19 protein-coding genes are annotated in these 23,087 nt (G+C 74.8%); 12 read left to right on the top strand and 7 right to left on the bottom strand.

Features of this window, described 5'->3' with window-relative positions; translation table 11 throughout:
• Positions 1-17: 17 nt before the first annotated feature.
• Both H505_RS0137110 and H505_RS0137105 read right to left on the bottom strand, forming a co-directional pair.
• On the bottom strand, positions 18-1,904 hold the full coding sequence (locus H505_RS0137110) for a propionyl-CoA synthetase (protein ID WP_026406001.1): 1,887 nt from the start codon (positions 1,902-1,904) through the stop codon (positions 18-20).
• Between the two features lie 117 nt (positions 1,905-2,021).
• On the bottom strand, positions 2,022-3,479 hold the full coding sequence (locus H505_RS0137105) for an MFS transporter (protein ID WP_026406000.1): 1,458 nt from the start codon (positions 3,477-3,479) through the stop codon (positions 2,022-2,024).
• A 273-nt stretch (positions 3,480-3,752) separates the two neighbouring features.
• Here H505_RS0137105 and H505_RS0137100 point away from each other — a divergent pair, with 273 nt between their 5' ends.
• The 3 genes from H505_RS0137100 to H505_RS48430 all read left to right on the top strand — a co-directional run bounded on the left by H505_RS0137100 (position 3,753) and on the right by H505_RS48430 (position 8,038).
• Complete coding sequence (locus tag H505_RS0137100; protein WP_026405999.1) at positions 3,753-5,669, top strand: GTP-binding protein; 1,917 nt, start codon at positions 3,753-3,755, stop codon at positions 5,667-5,669.
• A gap of 87 nt (positions 5,670-5,756) precedes the next feature.
• Positions 5,757-6,950 (top strand): RtcB family protein, encoded by a 1,194-nt coding sequence (locus H505_RS0137095; RefSeq protein WP_026405998.1) that lies wholly within the window; start codon positions 5,757-5,759, stop codon positions 6,948-6,950.
• Between the two features lie 2 nt (positions 6,951-6,952).
• Positions 6,953-8,038: a TfoX/Sxy family DNA transformation protein gene (locus H505_RS48430; RefSeq protein ID WP_051301591.1), complete on the top strand. Its 1,086-nt coding sequence runs from the start codon at positions 6,953-6,955 to the stop codon at positions 8,036-8,038.
• Here the strand turns inward: H505_RS48430 and H505_RS0137080 are convergent.
• Complete coding sequence (locus H505_RS0137080; RefSeq protein ID WP_026405997.1) at positions 7,998-8,822, bottom strand: alpha/beta hydrolase; 825 nt, start codon at positions 8,820-8,822, stop codon at positions 7,998-8,000. The two genes, H505_RS48430 and H505_RS0137080, sit on opposite strands and share 41 nt — an antisense overlap.
• A 142-nt stretch (positions 8,823-8,964) precedes the next feature.
• Here H505_RS0137080 and moaA point away from each other — a divergent pair, with 142 nt between their 5' ends.
• The 3 genes from moaA (at position 8,965) to H505_RS46780 (ending at position 10,982) form a co-directional block, all read left to right on the top strand.
• Positions 8,965-9,954, top strand: coding sequence for a GTP 3',8-cyclase MoaA (gene moaA, locus H505_RS0137075; protein ID WP_026405996.1), 990 nt, complete (start codon positions 8,965-8,967; stop codon positions 9,952-9,954).
• A 1-nt stretch (position 9,955) separates the two neighbouring features.
• Positions 9,956-10,543, top strand: coding sequence for a molybdenum cofactor guanylyltransferase (mobA, locus tag H505_RS0137070; RefSeq protein ID WP_026405995.1), 588 nt, complete (start codon positions 9,956-9,958; stop codon positions 10,541-10,543).
• Positions 10,544-10,682: 139 nt separating this feature from the next.
• Positions 10,683-10,982 (top strand): DUF6457 domain-containing protein, encoded by a 300-nt coding sequence (locus H505_RS46780; RefSeq protein WP_233617733.1) that lies wholly within the window; start codon positions 10,683-10,685, stop codon positions 10,980-10,982.
• A 6-nt stretch (positions 10,983-10,988) separates the two neighbouring features.
• On the opposite strand, the gene H505_RS0137060 is transcribed toward H505_RS46780, so the two are convergent.
• The gene (locus tag H505_RS0137060) at positions 10,989-11,225 is read right to left on the bottom strand and encodes a hypothetical protein (RefSeq protein WP_026405994.1); all 237 of its coding nucleotides are present in this window, start codon (positions 11,223-11,225) and stop codon (positions 10,989-10,991) included.
• Positions 11,226-11,290: 65 nt separating this feature from the next.
• On the opposite strand from H505_RS0137060, the gene H505_RS0137055 reads away from it, so the two are divergent.
• Positions 11,291-12,709: an MFS transporter gene (locus tag H505_RS0137055; protein WP_026405993.1), complete on the top strand. Its 1,419-nt coding sequence runs from the start codon at positions 11,291-11,293 to the stop codon at positions 12,707-12,709.
• On the opposite strand, the gene H505_RS0137050 is transcribed toward H505_RS0137055, so the two are convergent.
• The gene (locus H505_RS0137050) at positions 12,706-14,031 is read right to left on the bottom strand and encodes an FAD-dependent oxidoreductase (RefSeq protein ID WP_026405992.1); all 1,326 of its coding nucleotides are present in this window, start codon (positions 14,029-14,031) and stop codon (positions 12,706-12,708) included. The two genes, H505_RS0137055 and H505_RS0137050, sit on opposite strands and share 4 nt — an antisense overlap.
• Positions 14,021-14,845 (bottom strand): tryptophan 2,3-dioxygenase, encoded by an 825-nt coding sequence (locus H505_RS46775; RefSeq protein ID WP_051301590.1) that lies wholly within the window; start codon positions 14,843-14,845, stop codon positions 14,021-14,023. Before H505_RS46775 ends, H505_RS0137050 begins: the two co-directional genes overlap by 11 nt.
• Before the next feature lie 154 nt (positions 14,846-14,999).
• Here H505_RS46775 and H505_RS0137040 point away from each other — a divergent pair, with 154 nt between their 5' ends.
• From H505_RS0137040 to H505_RS0137030, 3 genes are all read left to right on the top strand, one after another.
• Positions 15,000-15,443 carry a helix-turn-helix transcriptional regulator gene (locus tag H505_RS0137040; RefSeq protein ID WP_026405991.1) on the top strand — a complete coding sequence of 148 codons (444 nt, stop codon included), beginning with the start codon at positions 15,000-15,002 and terminating at the stop codon, positions 15,441-15,443.
• Positions 15,444-15,452: 9 nt separating this feature from the next.
• Positions 15,453-15,863 (top strand): VOC family protein, encoded by a 411-nt coding sequence (locus H505_RS0137035; protein ID WP_026405990.1) that lies wholly within the window; start codon positions 15,453-15,455, stop codon positions 15,861-15,863.
• Between the two features lie 143 nt (positions 15,864-16,006).
• Entirely contained in the window at positions 16,007-18,418 is a 2,412-nt protein-coding gene (locus H505_RS0137030; RefSeq protein WP_026405989.1) for an ATP-binding cassette domain-containing protein, read from the top strand.
• 54 nt (positions 18,419-18,472) lie between these two features.
• Here the strand turns inward: H505_RS0137030 and H505_RS0137020 are convergent, their stop codons facing one another.
• Positions 18,473-18,967, bottom strand: coding sequence for a MarR family transcriptional regulator (locus H505_RS0137020; RefSeq protein WP_026405988.1), 495 nt, complete (start codon positions 18,965-18,967; stop codon positions 18,473-18,475).
• Positions 18,968-19,067: 100 nt separating this feature from the next.
• On the opposite strand from H505_RS0137020, the gene icmF reads away from it, so the two are divergent.
• Positions 19,068-22,304 carry a fused isobutyryl-CoA mutase/GTPase IcmF gene (gene icmF / locus H505_RS0137015; RefSeq protein WP_026405987.1) on the top strand — a complete coding sequence of 1,079 codons (3,237 nt, stop codon included), beginning with the start codon at positions 19,068-19,070 and terminating at the stop codon, positions 22,302-22,304.
• Positions 22,301-23,083 carry a helical backbone metal receptor gene (locus tag H505_RS0137010; RefSeq protein ID WP_157433267.1) on the top strand — a complete coding sequence of 261 codons (783 nt, stop codon included), beginning with the start codon at positions 22,301-22,303 and terminating at the stop codon, positions 23,081-23,083. Before icmF ends, H505_RS0137010 begins: the two co-directional genes overlap by 4 nt.
• The last annotated feature ends 4 nt before the right edge of the window (positions 23,084-23,087 follow it).

The following is a 23,087-nucleotide window of genomic DNA, read 5'->3' as shown; positions in this document are numbered from 1 at the left end:
GGGTCAGCCGCGTCGGGTCAGCCGCGCGCCGGGCGCAGCACGGGGCGCAGGCCGTCCAGCACGTCCGGGTCCTCGATCGTGGACGGCACGGCCACCTCGCGGCCGTCGGCGATCCCGCGCATCGCCGCCCGCAGGATCTTCCCCGAGCGGGTCTTCGGCAGCGCCGGGACGACCGTGACCTCCTTGAGCGCCGCGACCGGCCCGACCCGGTCGCGCACCAGCCGCACCAGCTCGGCCGCCAGCTCCGACTCCTCGGCCAGGACGCCGCTCTTCAGCACCACCAGCGCCCGCGGGACCTGCCCCTTGAGGTCGTCCCGCACGCCGATGACCGCGCACTCCGCGACCGCCGGGTGCGCCGCGATGGCCTCCTCCATCGTCCCGGTGGACAGCCGGTGCCCCGCGACGTTGATCACGTCGTCGGTGCGGCCCATCACCCATACGTAGCCGTCCTCGTCGATCCGGCCGCCGTCGCCGGTCAGGTAGTAGCCGGGACGCTTGTCCAGGTACGCCTCGACGAACCGCTCGTCGTCCTGCCACAGCGTCGGCAGCGTCCCCGGCGGCAGCGGCAGCCGGAGCGCGATGTCGCCGTCCTCGCCCGGCGGCAGCGGCGCGCCGTCCGGCCCGAGGATCCGCACGTCGTAGCCGGGCACCGGCACCGACGGCGACCCCGGCTTCACCGGCATCGGCTCCAGCCCGCGCAGGTTCGCCACGATCGGCCACCCGGTCTCGGTCTGCCACCAGTGGTCCACGACGGGACGGTCGAGGATCCGCTCCGCCCAGTGGTAGGTGTCGGGGTCGAGCCGCTCCCCGGCGAGGAACAGGGCGTCGAACGCCGCCAGGTCGCGCCCGGCGAGCAGCGCGCCGTCCGGGTCCTCCTTCTTGATCGCCCGCATCGCGGTGGGCGCGGTGAACAGCACCTTCACCCGGTGCCGCTCGACGACGCGCCAGAAGGCGCCCGCGTCCGGCGTCCCCACCGGCTTGCCCTCGTACAGGACGGTCGTGCAGCCCGTCAGCAGCGGCGCGTACACGATGTAGGAGTGGCCGACGACCCAGCCGACGTCGGACGCCGCCCAGAACACGTCGCCGGGACCGACGCCGAACACGTTCTCCATCGACCAGCGCAGCGCGACCGCGTGCCCGCCGTTGTCGCGCACCACGCCCTTCGGCCGCCCGGTCGTGCCCGACGTGTACAGGATGTAGAGGGGGTCGGTGGCGGCGACGGGGACGCACTCGGCGGGCGCCGCGCCCGCGAGCGCCTCGTCCCACGCGACGTCCCGCGGGCGCTGCAGGTCGGCGTGGAGCTGCTCGCGCTGCAGGATCACGCACCGCTCCACCTTGTGGCGGGCGAGGTCGAGGGCCTCGTCGAGCAGCGGCTTGTACGGCACGACCCGGGCGCCCTCGATGCCGCAGGACGCCGACACCACCGCCTTCGGGCGGGCGTCGTCGATCCGGACCGCCAGCTCCCGCGCCGCGAACCCGCCGAACACCACCGAGTGCACCGCGCCCAGCCGGGCGCACGCCAGCATCGCGACCACGGCCTCGGGCACCATCGGCATGTACACGACCACCCGGTCGCCGCGGTCGACGCCCTGGGCGCGCAGCGCCCCCGCGAACCGCGCCGTCAGCTCGGTCAGCTCCCGGTAGGTGTAGGTCCGCTCCGTCCCGGTGACCGGGCTGTCGTAGATCAGCGCGGCCTGGTCGCCGCGGCCCTCCTCGACGTGCCGGTCGAGCGCGTTGTCGCACGTGTTCAGCTCGCCGCCGGTGAACCACCGGTAGAACGGCGGCGCGCCGTCGTCCAGCACCCGGTCCGGCGGGACGAGCCACCGCACGTCCCGCGCCGCCAGCCCCCAGAAGCGGGTCGGATCGGCGATGCTGCGTTCGTACGCGGCGGCGTAGGCGCCCATGTGGTCCTCCCGTGCGGGTCCCCGGCCCCGATCCGCGTATCGGGGCGCACGTCGGTAGGGCCGCATCCCTATAGGGCATGGATCGGGCGCCGTTCGTCAAGGCCCCGCGCCGACCCGTCAGAGCCCGGCGTCGTCCCGCGGATACCGGAGCGCGTTGCCGAGGGCGACGGCCGCGGCCAGCATCGCGCCCGCCCCGACGATCCAGAACGACAGCTCGTAGGCGTCCAGCGCCGGGACGTCCGTGCCGTCGATCACCATCCCGGCCAGGATCGCGGCGGTCACCGCGCCCGCGATGCTCCCGCCGCCCACCCGGACCAGCGAGTTGATGCCGCTGGCGATGCCGCTCTGGTCCATCGGGACGTGCTGCACCGCGAGCGTCCCCAGCGCCGCGTACGCCACCCCGAACCCGAGGCCCTGCACGGCGCTGAAGACCAGCATGTCGAGGCCGCGCTCGTTGGAGAACGCGAGCCAGAAGTAGCTCAGCCCGGCGATCCCCGAGCCCGCCGCGAGCGTGTACGCGGGGCCGATCCGCGCCGTGATCCGCCCCGACTGCGTGGACGACAGCAGCATCGTCGCCGTGCTCGGCAGCATGTACAGGCCGACGTGCAGCACCGTGCCGTCCAGCCCGTACCCGACCGCCGCCGGGTCCGCCTGGACGAACGACGCGATCAGCGTGAACGCGGCGAACATCGAGAACCCGAGCAGCGCGGACGCGACGTTCGCCGACAGCGACCGCGCCCCGACCAGCAGCGACAGCCGCACCAGCGGCTCGCGGACCCGCATCTCCAGGACCGTCCACGCCGCGCACAGCACGGCCGCCGCGCCGAACAGGCCGAGCACGCCCCCGGACGCCCAGCCCCACGCGTTGCCCTGGCTGATGCCGAGCAGCAGGCACGTCAGCCACCCCGCGAGCAGCACCGCGCCCGGCACGTCCGGACGGCCGCCCGCGCGGACGCCGACGTCCCGGGCGGTCGCGGCGACCAGGACGAGCGCGACGGCGCCGAGCGCGGCGGCGATCCAGAACACCGGCCGGTGGCTGGCGGTGCGGTCGGCGATCAGCCCGGTCACGATCATGCCGATGCTGCCGCCGACGCCCATCGTCGCGCTGACGACCCCGATCGCCGTGGTGATCCGGTCGCGCGGGAACGTGTCGCGGATCATCCCGATGGCGAGCGGCACCATCACCGACGACACGCCCTGCAGCGACCGTCCCGCGATGAGCGTCCCGAGCGAGCCGGACGCCGCGCACAGCACCGATCCGGCGATCAGCAGCACGAGCGCCAGCAGGATCATCCGCTTCTTGCCGTACATGTCGCCGAACCGCGTCAGCAGCGGCGTCGCGACCGCGCCCGCCAGCAGCGACGCCGTGAACACCCACGTCACCGCCGTGACCGACGCGTCGAAGGTGCCCATGAGCTGCGGCAGCAGCGGGATCACCAGGGTCTGCTGCACCGACACGACCATCCCGGCCCCGGCGAGCGCGACCAGCGTCAGCGTGGTGTGCGCGGGGGCGGCGGGCCGCCGTCGTGCCGCCGCGGCGGCTCTGCTGGGGACGTCGGTGGGCGCGCCGGTCATCGAGGGGGACCTCCAGACGCTCCGGGCAGATGCGGGCACCCGGCACTGTAATTATTCAAACTAAGTATTAGCACTGTCCTGAACGGGACGATCGCGCGGCGTCCGGTTTCGACTTCCACATCCGGAAAATCAGGACGGTGATGTTCGTGACGCCGCGGGCCCGCGCGTTCCGGTTTCGCGACGGGCGCGAACGTCCTTAGGGTGGCGTTCCGTGGACCCCGCTTCCGTGGATCTTCGTCTGCACGACCCCCTCCCGCCCGGCCGGACCGAGTGATGCAGGTCCTCGCCACCGCCGGCCACGCCGCGCACGGCAAGTCCTCGCTCGTGCGCGCCCTGACCGGCATGGAGCCGAAGGAGCCCGGCCCGGCGCTGACCGGCACCGCCTGGACGCGGCTGCCGTCCGGCCGCCGCGTCGCGTTCGTCGACGTCCCCGGGGACCCGCGCTCGGTCCCGGCCGTCCTGGCGGGCCTGGCGCCCGCCCCGGCGGTCCTGCTGGCCGTCGCCGCCGACGAGGGCTGGATGCCGCAGTCCCGGGAGCACCTGGAGGCCGCGGTCGCCCTCGGCGTCCGCAGCGGGGTCCTGGCGATCACCCGGGCGGACGTCGCCGACCCCGGCATCGCGCTGCGGCAGGCCCGCGAACGCCTCGCGGGCACGCCCCTCGCCGCCGCCGAGGCCGTCGCGGTCAGCACCGTCACCGGCACCGGGACCGCCGAGCTGGCCGCGGCCCTCGACCGGCTCACGGGCCGCCTCCCCGTCCCCGACCCGGACGCGCCCGTCCGGCTGTGGGTCGACCACGCGTTCACCGCCGGACGGCAGAGCGTCGTCAGCGGCACCCTCGGCGCCGGGACCGTCCGCGTCGACGACGAACTGGTCCTCATGCCCGCGGGCACGCGCGTCCGCGTCCGGACGATCGGCTGCGCGGGGGAGCCCCGCGACGAGGTCGGCGGCGTGTCCCGCGTGGTCCTCACCCTCCGCGACGCGGGCCCCGTCGCGCCCGGCATGGCCCTCGTCGCGCCCGGCCGCTGGTCGCCGACCACCTCCGTGGACGTGCGCACCCGCTTCGGCGAGGCGTCCGGCCGGCTCGCCCGCCGGATGACCCTGCACATCGGCGCCGCGGCCGTCCGCGTCGGGCTGCGCCCCCTCGGCCCCGACACCGCGCGGCTCACCCTCAACGCGCGGCTCGCGCTGCACGTCGGCGACACCGGCGTCCTGCGCGACCCCGACCGCCGCGCCATCGCGGGCGTCAGCGTGCTCGACGTGCGCCCGCCGACCCTGGTGCGGCGCGGCGCCGGCGCCGCCCGCGCCCGCGAGCTGGCGTCCTGGCCCGACCGCCCCGACGGCGCACTCGTGCTGCGCCGCCACGGCGTCCTGCGCCGCGCCGAGCTCACCGGGATGGGCTGCGCGGTCCCGCCGGACGCGGTGCCGCTGAACGGCGACTGGGTCGCCGACCCCGCCCACTGGGAGACGCTCCGCGACCGCCTCGCCGCCGAGACCGCCCGGCACGCCGCCGAGCGCCCCGGCGCCCCGGGGCTCCCGCTGGAGACCGTCCGCCTCCGGCTCGGGCTGCCCGCCCGCGAGCTGGTCGCCGCCCTCGCCCGCCCGCCGCTGCGCATCGAGGGCGGCCGCATCCACGCCCCCGCCGCCCCGCCGGACCCCGAACCGGCCGCGCCCCCCGGGCCGGGCTCGCCACCCGAGGCGTCGGCGGGTGCCGGCCCGGACGCGGCGGCCGAGTCGGGCGCGGGAGCCGCGGCCGCCGCGCGTCCCGTAGCGGACCCGCCCGCCGAGACCAGAGCTGCCGGCGAGGTCGGCGGCGGGGCGGACGGACGCGGCGCGGGGGAGGCCCGCCCTGCGGCGGCGGAGGCGCCGGTGTGGGCGGACGGCGTGGCGCGGCTGCGGGCGGAACTCGCGGGGGACCCGTTCGGCGCGCCCGGCGCCGAGCGGCTCGCCGAGCTCGGGCTGACCGGCGACGCGCTCGCCGACGCGGCCCGCGCGGGGGCCGTGCTGCGCCTCGCCGACGGGGTGGTCCTGCTGCCCGGCGCCGACCGGGAGGCGCTGCGCATCCTGTCGGCGCTGCCGCAGCCCTTCACCCCCGATCAGGCCGGGGAGGCGCTGGCCGCGCCGCGCCGGGTCGCCGTCGCGCTGCTGCGGCACCTGGACGGGCTGGGGCTGACCGAGCGCCGCCGCTCCTGAGGCCGGGGGCGGGAAAACCCGTTGAAACCGGCCCGGTGGGTCTGGCGTCATAGATCACGGTTCGGATCCCCCGCAGAAGGAGAAGGAATGCCGTACCAGACTCTGAAGGGCGGCCGCGTTCCCATCCGGATGTGGACCGACCCCGCCACGGTCGAGGACCAGGCGCTCGACCAGCTCCGCAACGTGTCCGCGCTGCCGTGGGTCGAGGGGCTCGCGGTGATGCCGGACGTCCACTACGGCAAGGGCGCGACGGTCGGCTCGGTGATCGCGATGAAGGACGCCGTGTCCCCGGCGGCCGTCGGCGTCGACATCGGCTGCGGGATGACCGCCGCGAAGTCGACGCTGACCGTGGAGGACATGCCGGACGACCTGTCGGGCGTCCGCTCGCGGCTCGAGCGGGCGATCCCGGTCGGGCGCGGCGCGCACAAGGAGGCCGTCGACCCGTCGGCGCTGCCCGGCCTGAAGATGCGCGGCTGGTACGAGTTCTGGAAGGAGTTCGACGAGCTGCACCCGGCGGCGCACGCGAAGTTCGGCCGCGCCCGCCAGCAGATGGGGACGCTCGGCGGCGGCAACCACTTCCTCGAGCTGTGCGCGGACGACGACGGCGCGATCTGGCTCGTCCTGCACTCGGGGTCGCGCAACATCGGCAACGAGCTCGCGGCGCGGCACATCGAGGCGGCGCAGAAGCTGCCGCACAACCAGGACCTGCCCGACCCCGACCTCGCGGTGTTCCTCGCGGGCACCGTGAAGATGGACGCCTACCGGCACGACCTGTTCTGGGCGCAGGAGTACGCGCGCCGCAACCGGGCGGTCATGATGGCCCTCGCGCAGAACGTCGTCACGCAGCGGTTCGGCGCGAAGCGCTGCCGCTGGGAGCAGGCCGTCTCCTGCCACCACAACTACGTGGCGGAGGAGGAGTACGGCGGCGTCGAGCTGCTCGTGACCCGCAAGGGCGCGATCCGCGCGGGCGCCGGCGACCTCGGCATCATCCCGGGCTCCATGGCCACCGGGACGTACATCGTGCGCGGCCTCGGCAACGAGACGGCGTACAACTCGGCGTCGCACGGCGCGGGCCGCCGGATGAGCCGGAACAAGGCCCGCAAGAACTTCACCGTCGAGGACCTCGTCGAGCAGACCAAGGGCGTCGAGTGCCGCAAGGACGGCGGCGTCGTCGACGAGATCCCCGGGGCCTACAAGGACATCGAGGAGGTCATCGAGGCGCAGTCCGACCTGGTGGAGGTCGTCGCGCACCTGCGGCAGCTCGTCTGCGTGAAGGGCTGACGATGGCGGGACGGACGGGGGCGGCGCAGCGGCCGGGCAACGCGCGGCGCGCGGACGACGGCATGAAGCTGCACCGCCGCGCCGTTCGGCTCGACGGGCGGACCCGCACCGTCATCGGGCTCCGGCCGGGGACGGCCGTGCGGTTCGGCACGAACCGGTTCCACGGGACCTGGCACGTGCTGTCGGACCGGCACGGCGCGCGCGTCCTCGGCCGGATGCTGTGGGGGCTGTCGTACCAGGCGCGGCCCGGCACGGTCCTGGTCGTCGACCGGCCGTTCCTCGTCCCGACGCCGTTCGACGCCGACCCGCCCGACCCGGTCGTGCTCGTGCCCGGCTGGTGCACCCCGTTCGCGCGGCGGGCCGCCCGCGACCTCGCGCGGCGGCTCCCGCTGCGCGCCGCACCGGACGGGACGGTCCGGTGGCGGACGCACGGCCTCGACGCCGCGCTGCGCGAAGAACCGGACTGGGAGCGCGACTCCTGGCGGTGGGCGGAGTCGGGCCGCGTCGAGCGGACGCACGGGCTGATCGTGCTCGCCCCCGCGACCCCGCGCGAGGCGCGGCTCTGGGGGCTCGGCGCCGCCCGCCTCGACCCGTCCGGCCGCTTCGGCATGGACTACACGTTCCTGGGGGAGTGGGACCACAGCGTCCCGGGCGAGATCCAGGTGTTCCGCGACTTCCACCGCGACGTCGGCAGGGCGCGGTGGGCGCGCGCCGAGATCCTCGCCCGACCGGACGCCCCGTCCGACGCCGCCGACCTGCGGCCGCTGATCTGGCGGCGGCACGGCGCGATCGGGCGCGGCCGGTCCCGCCTCGTCCGCAACTGCCGCCCGCTCGGCCGCCGCGACGCCGAAGCGCTCGAGGCGGCGGGCGTCCCGACCCTCGACTCCCTCGCGGCGCACGGCCCCGTCGAGGCGTACCTCCTGCTGCGGGGCCGCGCCGCGCGCCGCGTCGACGAGGACCTGCTGTGGACGCTGGAGGCCGCCGTCACCGGCGCCGCGCCCCGCGACGTCGCGCCCGCCCGCCGCGCCGAACTGCTGAGCGAGCTCGCTACGCGGACGAAGCGGCCCCCTCGAGCACCCGGTCGATGAACGCGGTGACGTCCCCGAGGACCTCGTCGCGGTTCGTCTCGTTGAACACCTCGTGGCGCGCGCCCGGATAGATCCGCTCGGTCAGGTCCGCGCCCCGCACCTTCTCGATGCCGGTGCGGGTGTCGTCCAGCGGGACGAGCCGGTCGTCGTCGCCGTGCACCCACAGCGTCGGCAGCGCCCCGAGCGAACCGTGCCCGTTGACGCGCCGCAGGCACGCGTCCAGCGCCCGGACGGTCGTCTTCTTGAACGGGCCGTGCCACACCAGCGGGTCGGCGGTGTAGGCGGCGCCGACGGACGGGTCCCGCGAGAGGGTCGCGGTGTCGATCGGCTCGTCCGGCATCTCGTCCAGCGGCAGCAGGTCGTCGACGGTCCCCCAGCGGCCCAGCACCGGGCCCGACAGCACCAGCGCGGCGAGGCCGCCGCCGTGCAGCTGCGCGTACCGGGCGGCGATCAGCCCGCCCATCGAATGCCCGATCAGCACCACCGGGAGGCCCGGGTGGTCGCCGCGGGCGGACTCCACGACCGTGTGCAGGTCGGCGACGACCTCCTCGTAGTCCTCGACCAGCACCCGCTCGCCCGCCGACCGCCCGTGGCCCATGTGGTCGGGGCCGCACACGGTCGCGCCGTGCCGCACCAGCGCGTCCGCGACGTGCTCGTAGCGGCCGAGGTGCTCGCCGTAGCCGTGCGCGAGGACCGCGACGTAGCGCGGGCCGTCCGCCGCCCAGATCCGCGCGGTGACCGCGCCCCGCACTCCGGCGAACTCCCACTCCCGTGCCTGCGCCACCGGTACCTCCTCGTCCGTCTCCCCGGAGGGTCCTCCGGGGGCACCCTGCCATGATCAGGCGGATACCGTCTCCCGCGATGGAACGAATCGTCAACGTCCGCAATAGTCTGGGGTGATCTATCGGACGTGGAAAGGGGCGCCCGTGCTCGTCGACGCCTTCGGTCGCACCGCGACGGACCTGCGGGTCTCCCTCACCGACCGCTGCAACCTGCGCTGCTCGTACTGCATGCCGCCCGAGGGCCTCGACTGGCTGCCCCGGCCGGAGCTGCTCACCGACGACGAGGTGGCGCGGCTCGTCGCGCTCGGCGTCGAGCGGCTCGGCGTCCGCGAGGTGCGCTACACCGGCGGCGAGCCGCTGCTGCGCCGGGGCCTGCCCGAGATCGTCCGCCGGACGGCCGCGCTGCGCCCCCGCCCGCAGATCTCGCTCACCACCAACGGGATCGGGCTGGACCGGCTCGCCGCGCCGCTGGCCGACGCCGGGCTGGACCGCGTCAACGTGTCCCTCGACACCCTCGACCGGGCGACGTTCGAGCGGCTGGCGCACCGCGACCGGCTCGACGACGTCCTGCGCGGCCTCGCCGCCGCCGGCGCCGCCGGGCTCGCCCCCGTGAAGGTCAACGCGGTGCTGATGCGCGGCGTCAACGACCACGAGGCCGTCCCGCTGCTGCGCTACTGCCTCGAGCACGGCTACCGGCTGCGGTTCATCGAGCAGATGCCGCTGGACGCCCAGCACGGCTGGACCCGCGACGGCATGGTCACCGCGGACGAGATCCTCGACCGGCTCGGCGCCGCGTTCGCCCTCGCCCCCGAGGACCCCGGCGACCGCGGCAGCGCCCCGGCCGAGAGCTTCCTCGTCGACGGCGGACCGGCGGCCGTCGGCGTGATCGGCTCGGTGACCCGCCCGTTCTGCGGCGCCTGCGACCGGGTGCGGCTCACCGCCGACGGGCAGGTCCGCAACTGCCTGTTCGCCACCGACGAGTCCAACCTGCGGGACGCGCTGCGCGCCGGGGCGTCCGACGACGACCTGGCCGAGCGGTGGCGCGCCGCCGTCCGCGCCAAGCGCGCCGGGCACGGCATCGACGACCCGTCCTTCCTGCAGCCGGCCCGCCCCATGTCGGCGATCGGCGGCTGACGTGCCGGGCTCCGGGGCGTGGGACGCGGTGATCCTCGCCGGCGGACGCGCCCGCCGGTTCGGCGGCGCGGACAAGCCCGCCGCCCGCGTCGGGGGCCGCGCCCTGCTCGAGCACGTCGCCGCGGCCGCGTCCGGCGCGGCCCGCGTCGTCGTGGTCGGCCCGCCCCGCGACCTCGCCGCGGCCGCCGTCCGCGTCCGGGAGGACCCGCCGGGCGGCGGCCCGGTCCCCGCACTGCGCGCCGGGCTCCCCGAGGTCAGCGCCCTCCGCGTGGCGCTCCTGGCCGCCGACCTGCCGTTCCTGCGCCCCGCCCACCTCGCCCGCCTCCTCGACGCCGTGGCGGGCCCGGCCCGGGGCGCGGTGCTGGTCGACGCCGGCGGCCGCGACCAGTGGCTCGCCGGATGCTGGCGCACCGCCCCGCTCCGCACCGCCCTCGACCGCTACGCCGGGGCGTCCCTGCGCGGCCTGCTCGCCCCCCTCGAACCGGTCCGCGTCGCGCTTCCCGCCGGGGACCGCCCGCCCTGGTACGACTGCGACACCCCCGACGACCTGGCCCGCGCCCGCGCCCTCACCGACCCCGACCCGCGCTGACGGCCCTCCCGGCCGGTCCCCGCGGCGGTTCGCGGTGCCCGGTCCGCGGTGCCGGCGGACCCGGTCCGGGGCGTCCGCGTCGATCGTGCGAGAGTGGGCATCCAGTCGGAATCGCATGATGTCCGCGAAGGGGGAACCCATGTCCGTGCTCGAGGACTGGATGGACGCGGCGTGCCGCGAACTGGGCCTGGACCGGGGCGACATCGACCGCGACCTGGTGCTCGATCTCGCCCGCGACGTCGCGCACGGCGTCGCGCGTCCCGGCGCGCCGCTCACCGCCTACCTGCTGGGGCTGGCGGTCGGCCGCGGCGCGCCCGCCCGGGACGCCGCGGCCCGGCTCACCGAGCTCGCGGAGGGCTGGGGCGCCGCCGCGGAGCCGGGGCCCGCGCCGGACGACGTCCCGCGGCCGGCGGCGGAGCCCGTCCTCGACGAGATCTGACGCCGGTCAGGCGCCGGGCGCGTCGCGGTCGGCCACCGGCACCACGTCCTTGAGGAAGTCGCGGCGGTCCAGGAACGCCGACAGGCTCGCGCGGTGCTCGTCGCAGGCGAGCCAGATCTTCCGCCGGTCCGGCGTGTGGATCTTCGGGTTGTTCCAGCGCAGCGCCCACACCGCGTCCGCGCGGCAGCCCTTGGCGGAGCACCGCAGGTCGTCGGGGTGCGTCTCGGGAGTCGATTCGGTCACCGGACCAGCGTGGCACAGCCGGCGGCGGCGCGTTTGCCCCGGTGATCTCCGGAAAGGACCGGCCCGTGCACTCCGACCCGCCGGTCGGGGCGGACCGGCGCTGGCAGGCGCTCGCCGTCTGCCTCGTCGCGGCCTTCATGACGCTGCTCGACGTCAGCATCGTGAACGTGGCGCTGCCCACCATCCGGGACGGGCTGCACGCCAGCGAGGCGGGGCTGCAGTGGATCGTGTCCGGGTACGCGCTGACGTTCGGGCTGGTGCTCGTCCCCGCGGGACGGCTCGGCGACGCCCGCAGCCGCCGCGCCGTGTTCATGTCCGGGCTGGCGCTGTTCACCGTGGCGAGCGCGCTCGCCGGGGCGGCGCGGGACGACCTGTGGCTGATCGTCGCGCGGCTCGTGCAGGGCGTCGCGGGCGGCATCCTCAACCCGCAGGTGGCGGGCCTCATCCAGCAGCTGTTCCGGGGCGCCGAACGGGGGCGCGCGTTCGGCGCGCTCGGCGCCGTCATCGGGCTCGCGACGGCGACCGGGCCGCTGCTGGGCGGCGCCCTCATCGCGCTGGCCGGGCCCGACGACGGCTGGCGGTGGGTGTTCTACGTCAACGTGCCGGTGGGCGTGGCCGCCCTGTTCCTCGCGCGGATGCTGCTGCCCGCCCCGGTCTACGGCGCCCGGCAGGGGCTGGACCCGCCCGGCGTGCTGCTGCTGGGCGCGGGCGTCCTGTGCGTGCTGCTGCCGTTCGTCCAGCACCAGCAGTGGCGCAGCCCGGCCAAGTGGCTGCTGCTCCCCGCGGCGGCGGCGCTGATCGCGCTGTTCGTGCTCTGGGAGCGCCGCGCCCGCTCCCCGATGGTCGACCTGGCGCTGTTCCGGCTCCGCTCGTACGCGCTCGGCACGGCGATCGCGCTGCTGTACTTCGCCGGATTCACCGCGATCTTCTTCATCTTCACGCTGTACCTGCAGAACGGACTCGGCTACAGCGCGCTCGGCGCCGGCCTGGCCATCGCCCCGTTCTCGGTGGGGTCGGGGGTGGCGGCCATCATCGGCGGGCGGATCGTCTCCAGGTTCGGCCGCCCGCTGGTCGCCGCAGGGCTCGGCGTGGTCACGGCCGGGCTCGCGGCCGCGTGGCTCGCGGTGGAGCTGGTGCCCGGGACGGGCGCGGGGTGGGCGACCGCGCTGCCGCTGCTCGTCGCCGGGTTCGGCAGCGGCCTGGTCATCTCGCCGAACCAGGCGATCACGCTGTCGGAGGTGCACCACGCCGAGGGCGGCAGCGCCGCGGGCGTCCTGCAGACCGGGCAGCGCGTCGGCACCGCCGCCGGCGTCGCCTGGGTCGGGACGGTGTTCTTCGAGACCGTCGCGGGGTCGGGCGACTGGGCCGCGGCGTTCCGCCACGGGCTCCTCGTCGTCCTCGCGTTCGTCGTCGCGGCGCTGGCGGCGGCGGCCGCCAACGTGCCCGGCGGCCGCCGCCGCGGGCGCCGCCCGCGCCCCGGCTAGCGCCGCGCCCGCGGCCCCGCCCGCACCGCCGCGCGCAGGGCCAGCCCGAGCACGGCGCCCGCACCGAGCACGGCGCCGCCGAGGGCCAGGTTCTGCCGCCTGATCCGGGCGGGGATCCGCGCGTACGGCATCGTCGAGAACGACACCAGCTCGTAGCGGGACACGTAGCGCCCCGCCAGCCGCCGCTCCAGCGCGTGCTGCGCCGCCTGCTTCGCCCGGTACACCGGCGACGACACCCGGTCCCGCATCTCGACGAAGTTGTCGAGCGCCATCTCGGCGATGGCGTCCGTGTTGGACTTCCGCCGCTCCTGGTAGCGGGCCAGCGCGCGCGCCCAGTCGCCGCCGGTCTCGTCCAGGCACCGGTCGATCTCGATGCAGTCCTCGAACGCGCAGTTGGCGCCCTGCCCGAAGAACGGGACGATCGCGTGCGCGGCGTCGCCGAGCAGCGCGACGGACGCGCCGGCGCCCCGCCGCACCCACGGCTCGCACCGGACGGTCACCAGCGACCCGACCGGGTTCCGCTCGTAGTCCTCCACCAGGCCGGGCATCAGGCCCGCGACGTCCGGATAGTGCTCGGCGAAGTACGCGGTGATCTCGCCGGGGGTCCGCAGCGCGGCGAAGTCGCCCCGCGGCCAGAACAGCGTGCAGGTGAACGACCGGTCGAGGTTCGGCAGCGCGATCATCATGGACGTCCCGCGCGGCCAGATGTGCAGCGCGTCCGGATCGAGCGCGAAGTCCCCGTTCCGCGGCGGGACGGTCAGCTCCTTGTAGGCGTGCTCGAGGAAGTCCGCGTCGTCGTGCGCGAGCCGCAGCGACCGCCGCACCGCGCTGAACGCGCCGTCCCCGGCCAGCACGACGCCCGCCGGCTCCGGTCCGGCGCCCTCGAGCAGCACCGCGCCCGACTCGGCGTCCACGCCGGTGACCCGCTCGCCGAACCGCAGCGCGACCCCGGGGATCTCCTCCGCGGTGTCGAGCAGGAACCGGTTCAGCTCCGCCCGGCCGATGGAGTTGATGGCCCGCGCGCGGTCCGCGCTGTACGGCTGGAAGTTCGGCTCGCCGCCCTTCGGGTGCACCATGCGCCCGTGCATGGGCAGCGCGTGCTCGAGCGCCCGCTCGCGCAGCCCCACCTGCTCCAGCGCCGCGAGGCCGCGCGCCGAGATCGCCAGGTTGATCGACCGGCCCCGCTCGGCGCCCGCGACGCGCGGGTCGGGCCGCCGCTCGTACACCGTCACCGCGATCCCGCGCCGTCCGAGCAGCACCGCCAGCAGGCACCCGGCCAGCCCGGCGCCGACGATCGCGACCCGCTCCCCGTCAGCCGCCATGGGACGCTTCCCCCGCCGGCGCCGCGTCCCCGGCGGGCTCCGTCTGCGACCGGACCTCCCACAGGTCCGGGAACGCGGGCGCGAACAGCGTCGAGCGCAGGTAGTCGGCGCCCGCCGAACCCCCCGTGCCGACCTTCGCGCCGATCGTCCGCTCCACCATCTTCAAATGCCGGTACCGCCACTCCTGGACGCCCTCGTCCACGTCGACGAGCGCCTCGCAGACCTCGGCGGCCGGGCCGCTCTCGTCCGCGTACACCTCCAGGAGCGCGCGCTGCACCCGCGGGTCGGGCTCCCAGGGCTCGGCGAAGTCCCGCTCGAGCGCGGACTCCGGGATCGCGTACCCGCGCCCGGCGAGGTAGCGCAGCAGGGAGTCCAGCAGGGACGGGCGGGACGCCGCCGCGCGCAGCCGCTCGTCGCCGCGCAGGTCCGACGCGGGGAAGGCGCGCCGCCCGAGCACCGCCTCCAGCTCGCGGAACTGGTCGCTCTGGAAGCCGCTGGAGCTGCCGAGCTCGTCGCGGAACGCGGCGAACTGCCGGGGCGTCATCGTCTCCAGCACGTCCAGCTGCCCGACCACCGTCTTGAGGATCTTGGCGATCCGGCGCGCGGTGTGCAGGGAGCCCCCGCTGTTGCCCTCCTCGAGGCGGCGCTGGAGCAGCGCGGCCTCGTGCAGGATCTGCTTGAACCACAGCTCGTACACCTGGTGGATGATCACGAACAGCAGCTCGTCGTGCGCGTCGGTCTTCGGCTCCTGGCACGACAGCAGCCGATCCAGTCGCAGGTACCCGCCGTACGTCATCGTCGGCGAATCCGCCATCACCGCCTCCTTGCGATCGCACGGATGTGACCCGCAGCATAAGGGAACGCCCATCGGGGCCCGGCACCCCGGTAAGCCCCACATACCCGGCATACCGCCCGGACGCGGGTCCGCGCCCGGGTTTGATGTCGCCGCCCTGTGGCAGGATCGTGCTGTGACCGGCAAGTCCTCCACCGACCAGCACCTGCGCGACCTCGCGCTGCTGCGCAGGGTCCGCGACCGCATCGACCGCGAGTACGCGCAGCCGCTGGACGTCGAGGCCCTCGCGCGCGGCGCGAACATGTCCGCGGGGCACCTCAGCCGCCGGTTCCGGAGCGCCTACGGCGAATCGCCGTACAGCTACCTGATGACGCGGCGCATCGAGCGCGCGATGGCGCTGCTGCGGCGCGGCGACCTCAGCGTCACCGACGTCTGCTTCGCGGTGGGGTGCTCGTCGCTGGGCACCTTCAGCACCCGCTTCACCGAACTGGTCGGGATCCCGCCGAGCGTCTACCGGGCCCGCGCGGCGGAGGCCACGGCGGGGATGCCGCCGTGCGTGGCCAAGCAGGTGACGAGACCGGTCAGGAATCGAGAAGCTTCCGTCGCCCGGTCCGCCTAGCGTGACGGCATGGACGTCACCATTTCCTCGAGCTTCCTTCCGCACGACGACGCCGACGCGGCGCTGGCGTTCTACCGCGACGCCCTCGGGTTCGAGGTCCGCAAGGACATCGGCTACGAGGGCATGCGGTGGATCACGGTCGGCCCGCCCGGGCAGCCCGGCACGTCGATCGTGCTGTACCCGCCGTCGGCCGACCCCGGCGTCACCGACGACGAGCGCCGCATGATCGCCGAGATGATGGCCAAGGGCACGTTCGCGAGCATCCTGCTGGCGGCGCCCGACGTCGACGGCGTCTTCGCGCGGCTGCGGGCCGTCGACGCCGAGGTCGTCCAGGAGCCGACCGACCAGCCCTACGGCGTCCGGGACTGCGCCTTCCGCGACCCCGCGGGCAACATGGTCCGCATCCAGGAGGCGGACTGAGCGCCCCGGACGGGGCCGGAGGCGGGATCCGGCGATCAGGTGCACAATGACCGTCGCCGCGACCGCGCCGATGAGGCCGGCGCCCGCCGAGGCGACGCAGACGGGGCCGCGACGGCGGCCCCGCCCGACATGATGGAGACACGATGACCAAGGCCCCGAGGACGGACGCCCCGGACGCCCCGGAGGCGCCGTCGGCCGCGTCGCACGCCGCCGACAGCCACGACATGATCCGCGTGCACGGCGCCCGCGTGAACAACCTCAAGGACGTCACCGTCGAGATCCCGAAGCGCCGGCTGACGGTGTTCACCGGGGTCTCCGGCTCGGGCAAGAGCTCGCTCGTGTTCGGCACCATCGCCGCGGAGTCGCAGCGGCTGATCAACGAGACCTACAGCGCGTTCGTGCAGGGGTTCATGCCGACGCCGGCGCGGCCCGAGGTCGACGTGCTGGACGGGCTGACGACCGCGATCATCGTCGACCAGGAGCGGATGGGCGCCGACCCCCGGTCCACGGTCGGCACCGCCACCGACACCAACGCGATGCTGCGCATCCTGTTCAGCCGGCTGGGCGAGCCGCACGTCGGGCCGCCCGCCGCGTTCGCGTTCAACGTGCCGTCGGTCCGGGCGAGCGGCGCGATCACGGTGGAGCGCGGCGACGGCAGCAAGGCCGTGAAGGCCACCTTCTCCCGCACCGGCGGCATGTGCACCCGCTGCGAGGGGCGGGGCAGCGTCAACGACATCGACCTCTCCCAGCTCTACGACGACTCGAAGTCGATCTCCGAGGGGGCGTTCACCATCCCCGGCTGGAAGTCGGACAGCTGGTGGACGGTGCGGACGTACGCCGAGTCGGGGCTGCTCGACCCGGACAAGCCGATCCGGGACTTCACGAAGAAGGAGATGCGGGACTTCCTCTACCACGAGCCGATCAAGGTGAAGGTGGAGGGGGCGAACCTCACCTACGAGGGGCTGATCCCCCGGATCCAGAAGTCGTTCCTGTCCAAGGACCGGGAGGCGATGCAGCCGCACATCCGCGCGTTCGTGGACCGGGCGGTCACGTTCACCGTCTGCCCCGAGTGCGGCGGCACCCGGCTCACCGAGGCGGCCCGGTCGTCGAAGGTCAAGGGGATCAGCATCGCGGAGGCGTGCGCGATGGAGATCCGCGACCTCGCCGAGTGGGTCCGCGGCCTGGACGAGCCGTCGGTGGCGCCGCTGCTCGCGGCGCTGCAGGGGACGCTCGACTCGTTCGTCCAGATCGGGCTCGGCTACCTCTCGCTGGAGCGCCCGGCGGGCACGCTGTCGGGCGGCGAGGCGCAGCGCACCAAGATGATCCGCCACCTCGGGTCCTCCCTCACCGACGTCACCTACGTCTTCGACGAGCCGACCATCGGCCTGCACCCGCACGACATCCAGCGGATGAACGACCTGCTGCTGCGGCTGCGGGACAAGGGCAACACCGTGCTCGTCGTGGAGCACAAGCCGGAGACGATCGCCATCGCCGACCACGTCGTCGACCTCGGTCCCGGCGCGGGTACGGCGGGCGGCACCGTCTGCTACGAGGGCACCGTCGAGGGGCTGCGGGCGGGGGACACCGTCACCGGGCGCCACTACGACGACCGGGCGCGGCTGAAGGAGGCGGTGCGCGAGCCGACCGGCAAGCTGGAGATCCGCGGGGCGGACGCCCACAACCTCCAGGACGTCGACGTCGACATCCCGCTGGGCGTGCTCACCGTCGTGACCGGCGTCGCGGGGTCGGGCAAGAGCTCGCTGGTGCACGGGTCGATCCCGGCCGGCGAGGGCGTGGTGGCGGTCGACCAGGGCGCCATCAAGGGGTCGCGGCGGAGCAACCCGGCGACCTACACCGGGCTGCTCGACCCGATCCGCAAGGCGTTCGCGAAGGCCAACGGCGTGAAGCCCGCGCTGTTCAGCGCGAACTCCGAGGGCGCGTGCCCCGAGTGCAAGGGCGCGGGCGTCGTCTACACCGACCTCGGGATGATGGCCGGGGTCGCCTCGGTCTGCGACGTGTGCGAGGGGCGGCGGTTCGCGGCGGCCGTCCTGGAGTACCGGTTCGGCGGCCGCGACATCTCCGAGGTCCTCGCGATGTCGGTGACCGACGCCGAGGAGTTCTTCGGCGCGGGGGAGGGCCGGATCCCGGCGGCGCACAAGATCGTGCGGCGGCTCGCCGACGTCGGGCTCGGCTACCTCACCCTCGGCCAGCCGCTCACCACGCTGTCCGGCGGCGAGCGGCAGCGGCTCAAGCTCGCCGTGCACATGGGCGATAAGGGCGGGATCTACGTCCTGGACGAGCCGACGTCGGGCCTGCACCTCGCCGACGTCGAGCAGCTGCTCGGCCTGCTCGACCGGCTGGTCGAGTCCGGCAAGTCGGTCATCGTCGTCGAGCACCACCAGGCCGTGATGGCGCACGCCGACTGGATCATCGATCTCGGGCCCGGCGCCGGCCACGACGGCGGCCGGATCGTCTTCGAGGGGACCCCGGCCGACCTGGTGGCCGCCCGCTCCACGCTCACCGGCGAGCACCTCGCGGCCTACGTCGGCGCCTGACCTGCGGTCCCCCCGCCGTCCGCGCCGGTCGGCCCCGGGCGGCGGGGGCGGCGGTCAGTCCTCGACGTCGCCGGTGACGCGGCGGACGGGGTGGAGGGCGGCGCGGATGGCGGCGGCCCCCTCGGCGGGCAGGCCGGCGATCCCGAAGCCGGACGCGTTCAGCGCGGCCGTCGCGTCCTCGGCGAGGTCGCGGCCCGCGGGGGTGATGGTCGCGAGGACGACGCGGCGGTCGTCGGGGGAGGGGGCGCGGCCGACGAGGCCGCGGCCCTCGAGCCGTCCGATCACGTTGGTGACCGAGGCGGGGTGGACCATGAGCCGGGTGCCCATCTTGCCCATCGGGAGGGTGCCGGAGCGGGCGAACGCCAGCAGGCGCAGCGCCTCGTAGGCGGCGAACGTGAGACCGTACGGCTTGAGGACGGCCTCGATGCGGCTCAGCAGGAGCTGCTGGGCGCGCATCACCGAGGTGACGGCCGCCATGTGGTCGGCGTGCTCGGGCCAGCGGGCGCTCCACTGGCGGTGGGCCTCGGCGATGGGGTCGGGGGCGGGCATCGCACCACCGTATGTCGTCTTGACCGATTCGCGCACGGAAACTATTTTAGCTTCCAAATATTGGATGTCCAAGGGTCCACGGTCGGCCCGAGGGGCGGGGGTGGAGACGGTGACGGGTTCCTCCGGGGAACTGCACGTTCCGGTGCATCCGGTGCGGTTCGTGACGGCGGCGGCGCTGTTCGACGGGCACGACGCGGCCATCAACATCATGCGGCGCATCCTGCAGGCGCAGGGCGCCGAGGTGGTGCACCTGGGGCACGACAGGTCGGTGCGCGAGGTCGTCGACGCCGTGCTGGAGGAGGACGCCCAGGGCGTCGCGATCAGCTCCTACCAGGGCGGGCACGTCGAGTACTTCGAGTTCCTCTCGCGCAGCCTCAAGGAGGCCGGCGCCGAGCAGGTGCGGGTGTTCGGCGGCGGCGGGGGCGTCATCGTGCACGAGGAGATCGCCCGGCTGGCGGCCTCGGACGTGCGGATCTTCTCCCCGGAGGACGGGCAGCGCCTCGGCCTCCCCGGCATGATCAACGAGCTGGTCCGGGACTGCGACGTCGACCTCGCCGCCGAGCCCGCGACCGCCGACGCCGTCATCGCGGGGGACCGGCGCGCCCTCGCCCGGACGATCACCTGCCTGCAGGCCGGGCGGCTCCCGGACGCCGACCGCGCCGCGCTCGCCGACGCCGCGGCGGCCCGCACCGTCCCGGTCCTCGGCATCACCGGCACCGGCGGGTCCGGCAAGTCCTCCCTCACCGACGAGCTGGTGCGGCGGTTCCGCGTCGACCGGCGCGACGGGCTCCGCGTCGCCGTCCTGGCGGTGGACCCGACCCGGCGGCGCGGCGGCGGCGCCCTGCTCGGCGACCGCATCCGGATGAACGCCCTGGACGGCGACCGCGTGTTCTTCCGCTCGCTGGCCACCCGCGGCGCCCGCGAACTGCCCGACGGCACCGCCGACATCATCGCCGCCTGCAAGGCCGCCGGATACGACCTGGTGATCCTGGAGACGCCCGGCATCGGGCAGGGCGACGCCGCGATCGTCCCGCTCGTCGACACGTCGCTGTACGTGATGACGCCCGAGTTCGGCGCCGCGTCCCAGCTCGAGAAGATCGACATGCTCGACTTCGCCGACGTCGTCGCGATCAACAAGTTCGAGCGGCGCGGGGCGCGCGACGCGCTGCGCGACGTCTCGCGCCAGCTCGTCCGCAACCGGGAGGCGTTCGGCAGCCGCCCCGAGGACATGCCGGTGTTCGGGACCAGTGCCGCGACGTTCGACGACGACGGCGTCACCGCCCTCTACCGGCACCTCGGCGGGCTCCTCGCCGAGCACGGGCTGCCGGCCGCGGACGGCGTGCTGCCGGAGGTCGACACCAAGGTCTCGACCGGCGCCGCCACCGTCATCCCGCCGAACCGCGTCCGGTACCTGTCGGAGATCGCCGACACCGTCCGCGGCTACCACGCCGAGACCGAGCGGCAGATGGCGGCCGTCCGGCGGGTGCAGCGGCTCGCCGAGGTCCGCGCCGAGCTCACCGACGCCGCCGAGGTCGAGGAGCTGCTCGAGCGGGCCCGCCGGGACGTCGACCCCCGCGACGCCGCGCTGCTCGAGGAGTGGCCGTCGGTCGTGGAGTCCTACTCCGGGGACGAGCAGGTCGTGCGGATCCGCGACCGGGAGCTGCGCACGCCGCTGACCCGCGAGTCCCTGTCGGGCAGCCGCATCCCCCGCGTCGCCCTGCCCCGCTTCACCGACCACGGCGAGCTGCTGCGGTTCCTGCGCAACGAGAACCTCCCCGGGAAGTTCCCGTTCACCGCCGGGGTCTTCCCGTTCAAGCGCGACAACGAGGACCCGGCGCGGATGTTCGCCGGGGAGGGCGACCCGTTCCGCACCAACCGCCGCTTCAAGCTCCTGTCGGAGGGGCAGCCCGCGACCCGGCTGTCCACCGCGTTCGACTCCGTCACCCTCTACGGCCGCGACCCCGACGAGCGTCCCGACGTCTACGGCAAGGTCGGCACGTCCGGCGTGTCCATCGCGACGCTGGACGACATGAAGGCCCTCTATGACGGCTTCGACCTGTCCTCGCCCACCACCTCGGTGTCGATGACGATCAACGGCCCGGCGCCGACGATCCTGGCGTTCTTCCTCAACGCCGCCATCGACCAGGGCCTCGACCGGTTCCGCGAGGAGGAGGGCCGCGAGCCGTCCGGCGCCGAGGCCGCGGAGATCCGCGCGCGGGTCCTGTCGACCGTCCGCGGCACGGTGCAGGCCGACATCCTCAAGGAGGACCAGGGGCAGAACACCTGCATCTTCTCCACCGAGTTCTCCCTGCGGATGATGGGCGACATCCAGGAGTGGTTCATCGCCAACCGCGTCCGCAACTTCTACTCGGTGTCGATCTCCGGCTACCACATCGCCGAGGCCGGCGCGAACCCCATCAGCCAGCTCGCGTTCACGCTCGCCAACGGGTTCACCTACGTCGAGTCCTACCTGGCGCGCGGCATGGACGTCGACGACTTCGCGCCCAACCTGTCGTTCTTCTTCTCCAACGGCATGGACCCCGAGTACAGCGTCCTCGGCCGCGTCGCCCGCCGCATCTGGGCCGTGGCCATGCGCGACCGGTACGGAGCCAACGAGCGCAGCCAGAAGCTCAAGTACCACGTGCAGACGTCCGGGCGCTCCCTGCACGCGCAGGAGATGCACTTCAACGACATCCGCACCACGCTGCAGGCCCTCATCGCCGTCTACGACAACTGCAACAGCCTGCACACCAACGCCTACGACGAGGCCGTCACGACGCCCACCGCCGAGTCCGTCCGCCGCGCCCTCGCCATCCAGATGATCATCAACCGGGAGTGGGGCCTGGCGATGAACGAGAACCCGCTGCAGGGCTCGTTCATCATCGACGAGCTGACCGACCTCGTCGAGGAGGCGGTGCTGACGGAGTTCGACCGGATCAGCGAGCGCGGCGGCGTGCTCGGCGCGATGGAGACCGGCTACCAGCGCGGCCGCATCCAGGACGAGTCGATCCTGTACGAGCACCGCAAGCACGACGGGTCCCTGCCGATCATCGGCGTGAACACGTTCCGCGCCCCGGACGGCGGCGACGGGACGCCCGACACGATCGAGCTCGCCCGCGCCACCGAGGAGGAGAAGCGCTCGCAGCTCGAGCGGGTCCGCGCCCACCGGGCGGCGCACCGCGACGAGTCCGGCGCGGCCCTCGCCGCCCTGCAGGACGCGGCCCGCTCCGGCGGCAACGTGTTCGCCGTCCTGATGGACGCCGCGCGGGTCTGCACCCTCCAGCAGATCACCGACGCGTTCTTCGAGGTCGGCGGCCAGTACCGCCGCAACGTATGACGGCTCCGCGGGGACCGGCGGGCGTTCCGCGCGACGACACCGGCCACCCGGTCCCCGTCCCGGACCGGGTGCGCCGCGTCGTGTCGATCGTCCCGTCCCTCACCGAGACCGTCGCGGCCGCCGCGCCCGGCCTGCTCGCCGGCGCCACCGACTGGTGCACGCACCCCGCGGACCTGGACGTCCCGCGCGTCCGCGGCACCAAGAACCCCGACGTGGACCGCATCGCCGCCCTGCGCCCGGACGTCGTCGTCGGCAACACCGAGGAGAACCGGCCCGCCGACGTCGACGCCCTGCGCGCCGCCGGTATCCCCGTGTGGATGACGCGGATCCGGACGGTCGAGGAGGCCCTCGGCTCGCTGCGCCGCATGCTCGCCGAGGGCTGCCGCGTCCCCGTCCCGTCCTGGCTGGACGACGCCGACCGGGCGTGGGCCGCCACCGCGCCCGGCCCGCCGCGCGCCGCGGTCGTCCCGATCTGGCGGCGCCCGTGGATGGTCGTCGGGCGCGACACCTTCACCGGCGACGTCCTCGCCCGCCTCGGCGTCGCGAACGTCTACGCCGACCACCCGGAGCGGTACCCGAAGATCCCGATCGGCGAGCTGAACGCGTCGGGGGCCGACCTCGTCGTCCTGCCGAACGAGCCGTACCGGTTCACCGCCGACGACGGCCCCGAGGCGTTCCCCGGCCTCGACTGCGTCCTCGTCGACGGCCGGCACCTCACCTGGTACGGGCCGTCGCTGGTCGACGCGCCGCGCGTGCTGGCGGAGCGGCTGGCCCGCTGACCCG

The organism is Actinomadura rifamycini DSM 43936, from assembly GCF_000425065.1.
Taxonomy (GTDB): Bacteria; Actinomycetota; Actinomycetes; order Streptosporangiales; family Streptosporangiaceae; genus Spirillospora; species Spirillospora rifamycini.
Note: the sequence above shows the minus strand (reverse complement) of the source record. Positions and strands in the feature narration are given on the sequence as shown.

Excerpts from the sequence above, each read along its gene's own strand:
- H505_RS0137110 (WP_026406001.1), bottom strand. The coding sequence starts at position 1,904 with ATGGGCGCCTACGCCGCCGCGTACGAACGCAGCATCGCCGATCCGACC.
- H505_RS0137105 (WP_026406000.1), bottom strand. The coding sequence starts at position 3,479 with ATGACCGGCGCGCCCACCGACGTCCCCAGCAGAGCCGCCGCGGCGGCA.
- H505_RS0137100 (WP_026405999.1), top strand. The coding sequence starts at position 3,753 with ATGCAGGTCCTCGCCACCGCCGGCCACGCCGCGCACGGCAAGTCCTCG.
- H505_RS0137095 (WP_026405998.1), top strand. The coding sequence starts at position 5,757 with ATGCCGTACCAGACTCTGAAGGGCGGCCGCGTTCCCATCCGGATGTGG.
- H505_RS48430 (WP_051301591.1), top strand. The coding sequence starts at position 6,953 with ATGGCGGGACGGACGGGGGCGGCGCAGCGGCCGGGCAACGCGCGGCGC.
- H505_RS46780 (WP_233617733.1), top strand. The coding sequence starts at position 10,683 with ATGTCCGTGCTCGAGGACTGGATGGACGCGGCGTGCCGCGAACTGGGC.
- H505_RS0137050 (WP_026405992.1), bottom strand. The coding sequence starts at position 14,031 with ATGGCGGCTGACGGGGAGCGGGTCGCGATCGTCGGCGCCGGGCTGGCC.
- H505_RS46775 (WP_051301590.1), bottom strand. The coding sequence starts at position 14,845 with ATGGCGGATTCGCCGACGATGACGTACGGCGGGTACCTGCGACTGGAT.
- H505_RS0137035 (WP_026405990.1), top strand. The coding sequence starts at position 15,453 with ATGGACGTCACCATTTCCTCGAGCTTCCTTCCGCACGACGACGCCGAC.
- H505_RS0137030 (WP_026405989.1), top strand. The coding sequence starts at position 16,007 with ATGACCAAGGCCCCGAGGACGGACGCCCCGGACGCCCCGGAGGCGCCG.
- H505_RS0137020 (WP_026405988.1), bottom strand. The coding sequence starts at position 18,967 with ATGCCCGCCCCCGACCCCATCGCCGAGGCCCACCGCCAGTGGAGCGCC.
- H505_RS0137010 (WP_157433267.1), top strand. The coding sequence starts at position 22,301 with ATGACGGCTCCGCGGGGACCGGCGGGCGTTCCGCGCGACGACACCGGC.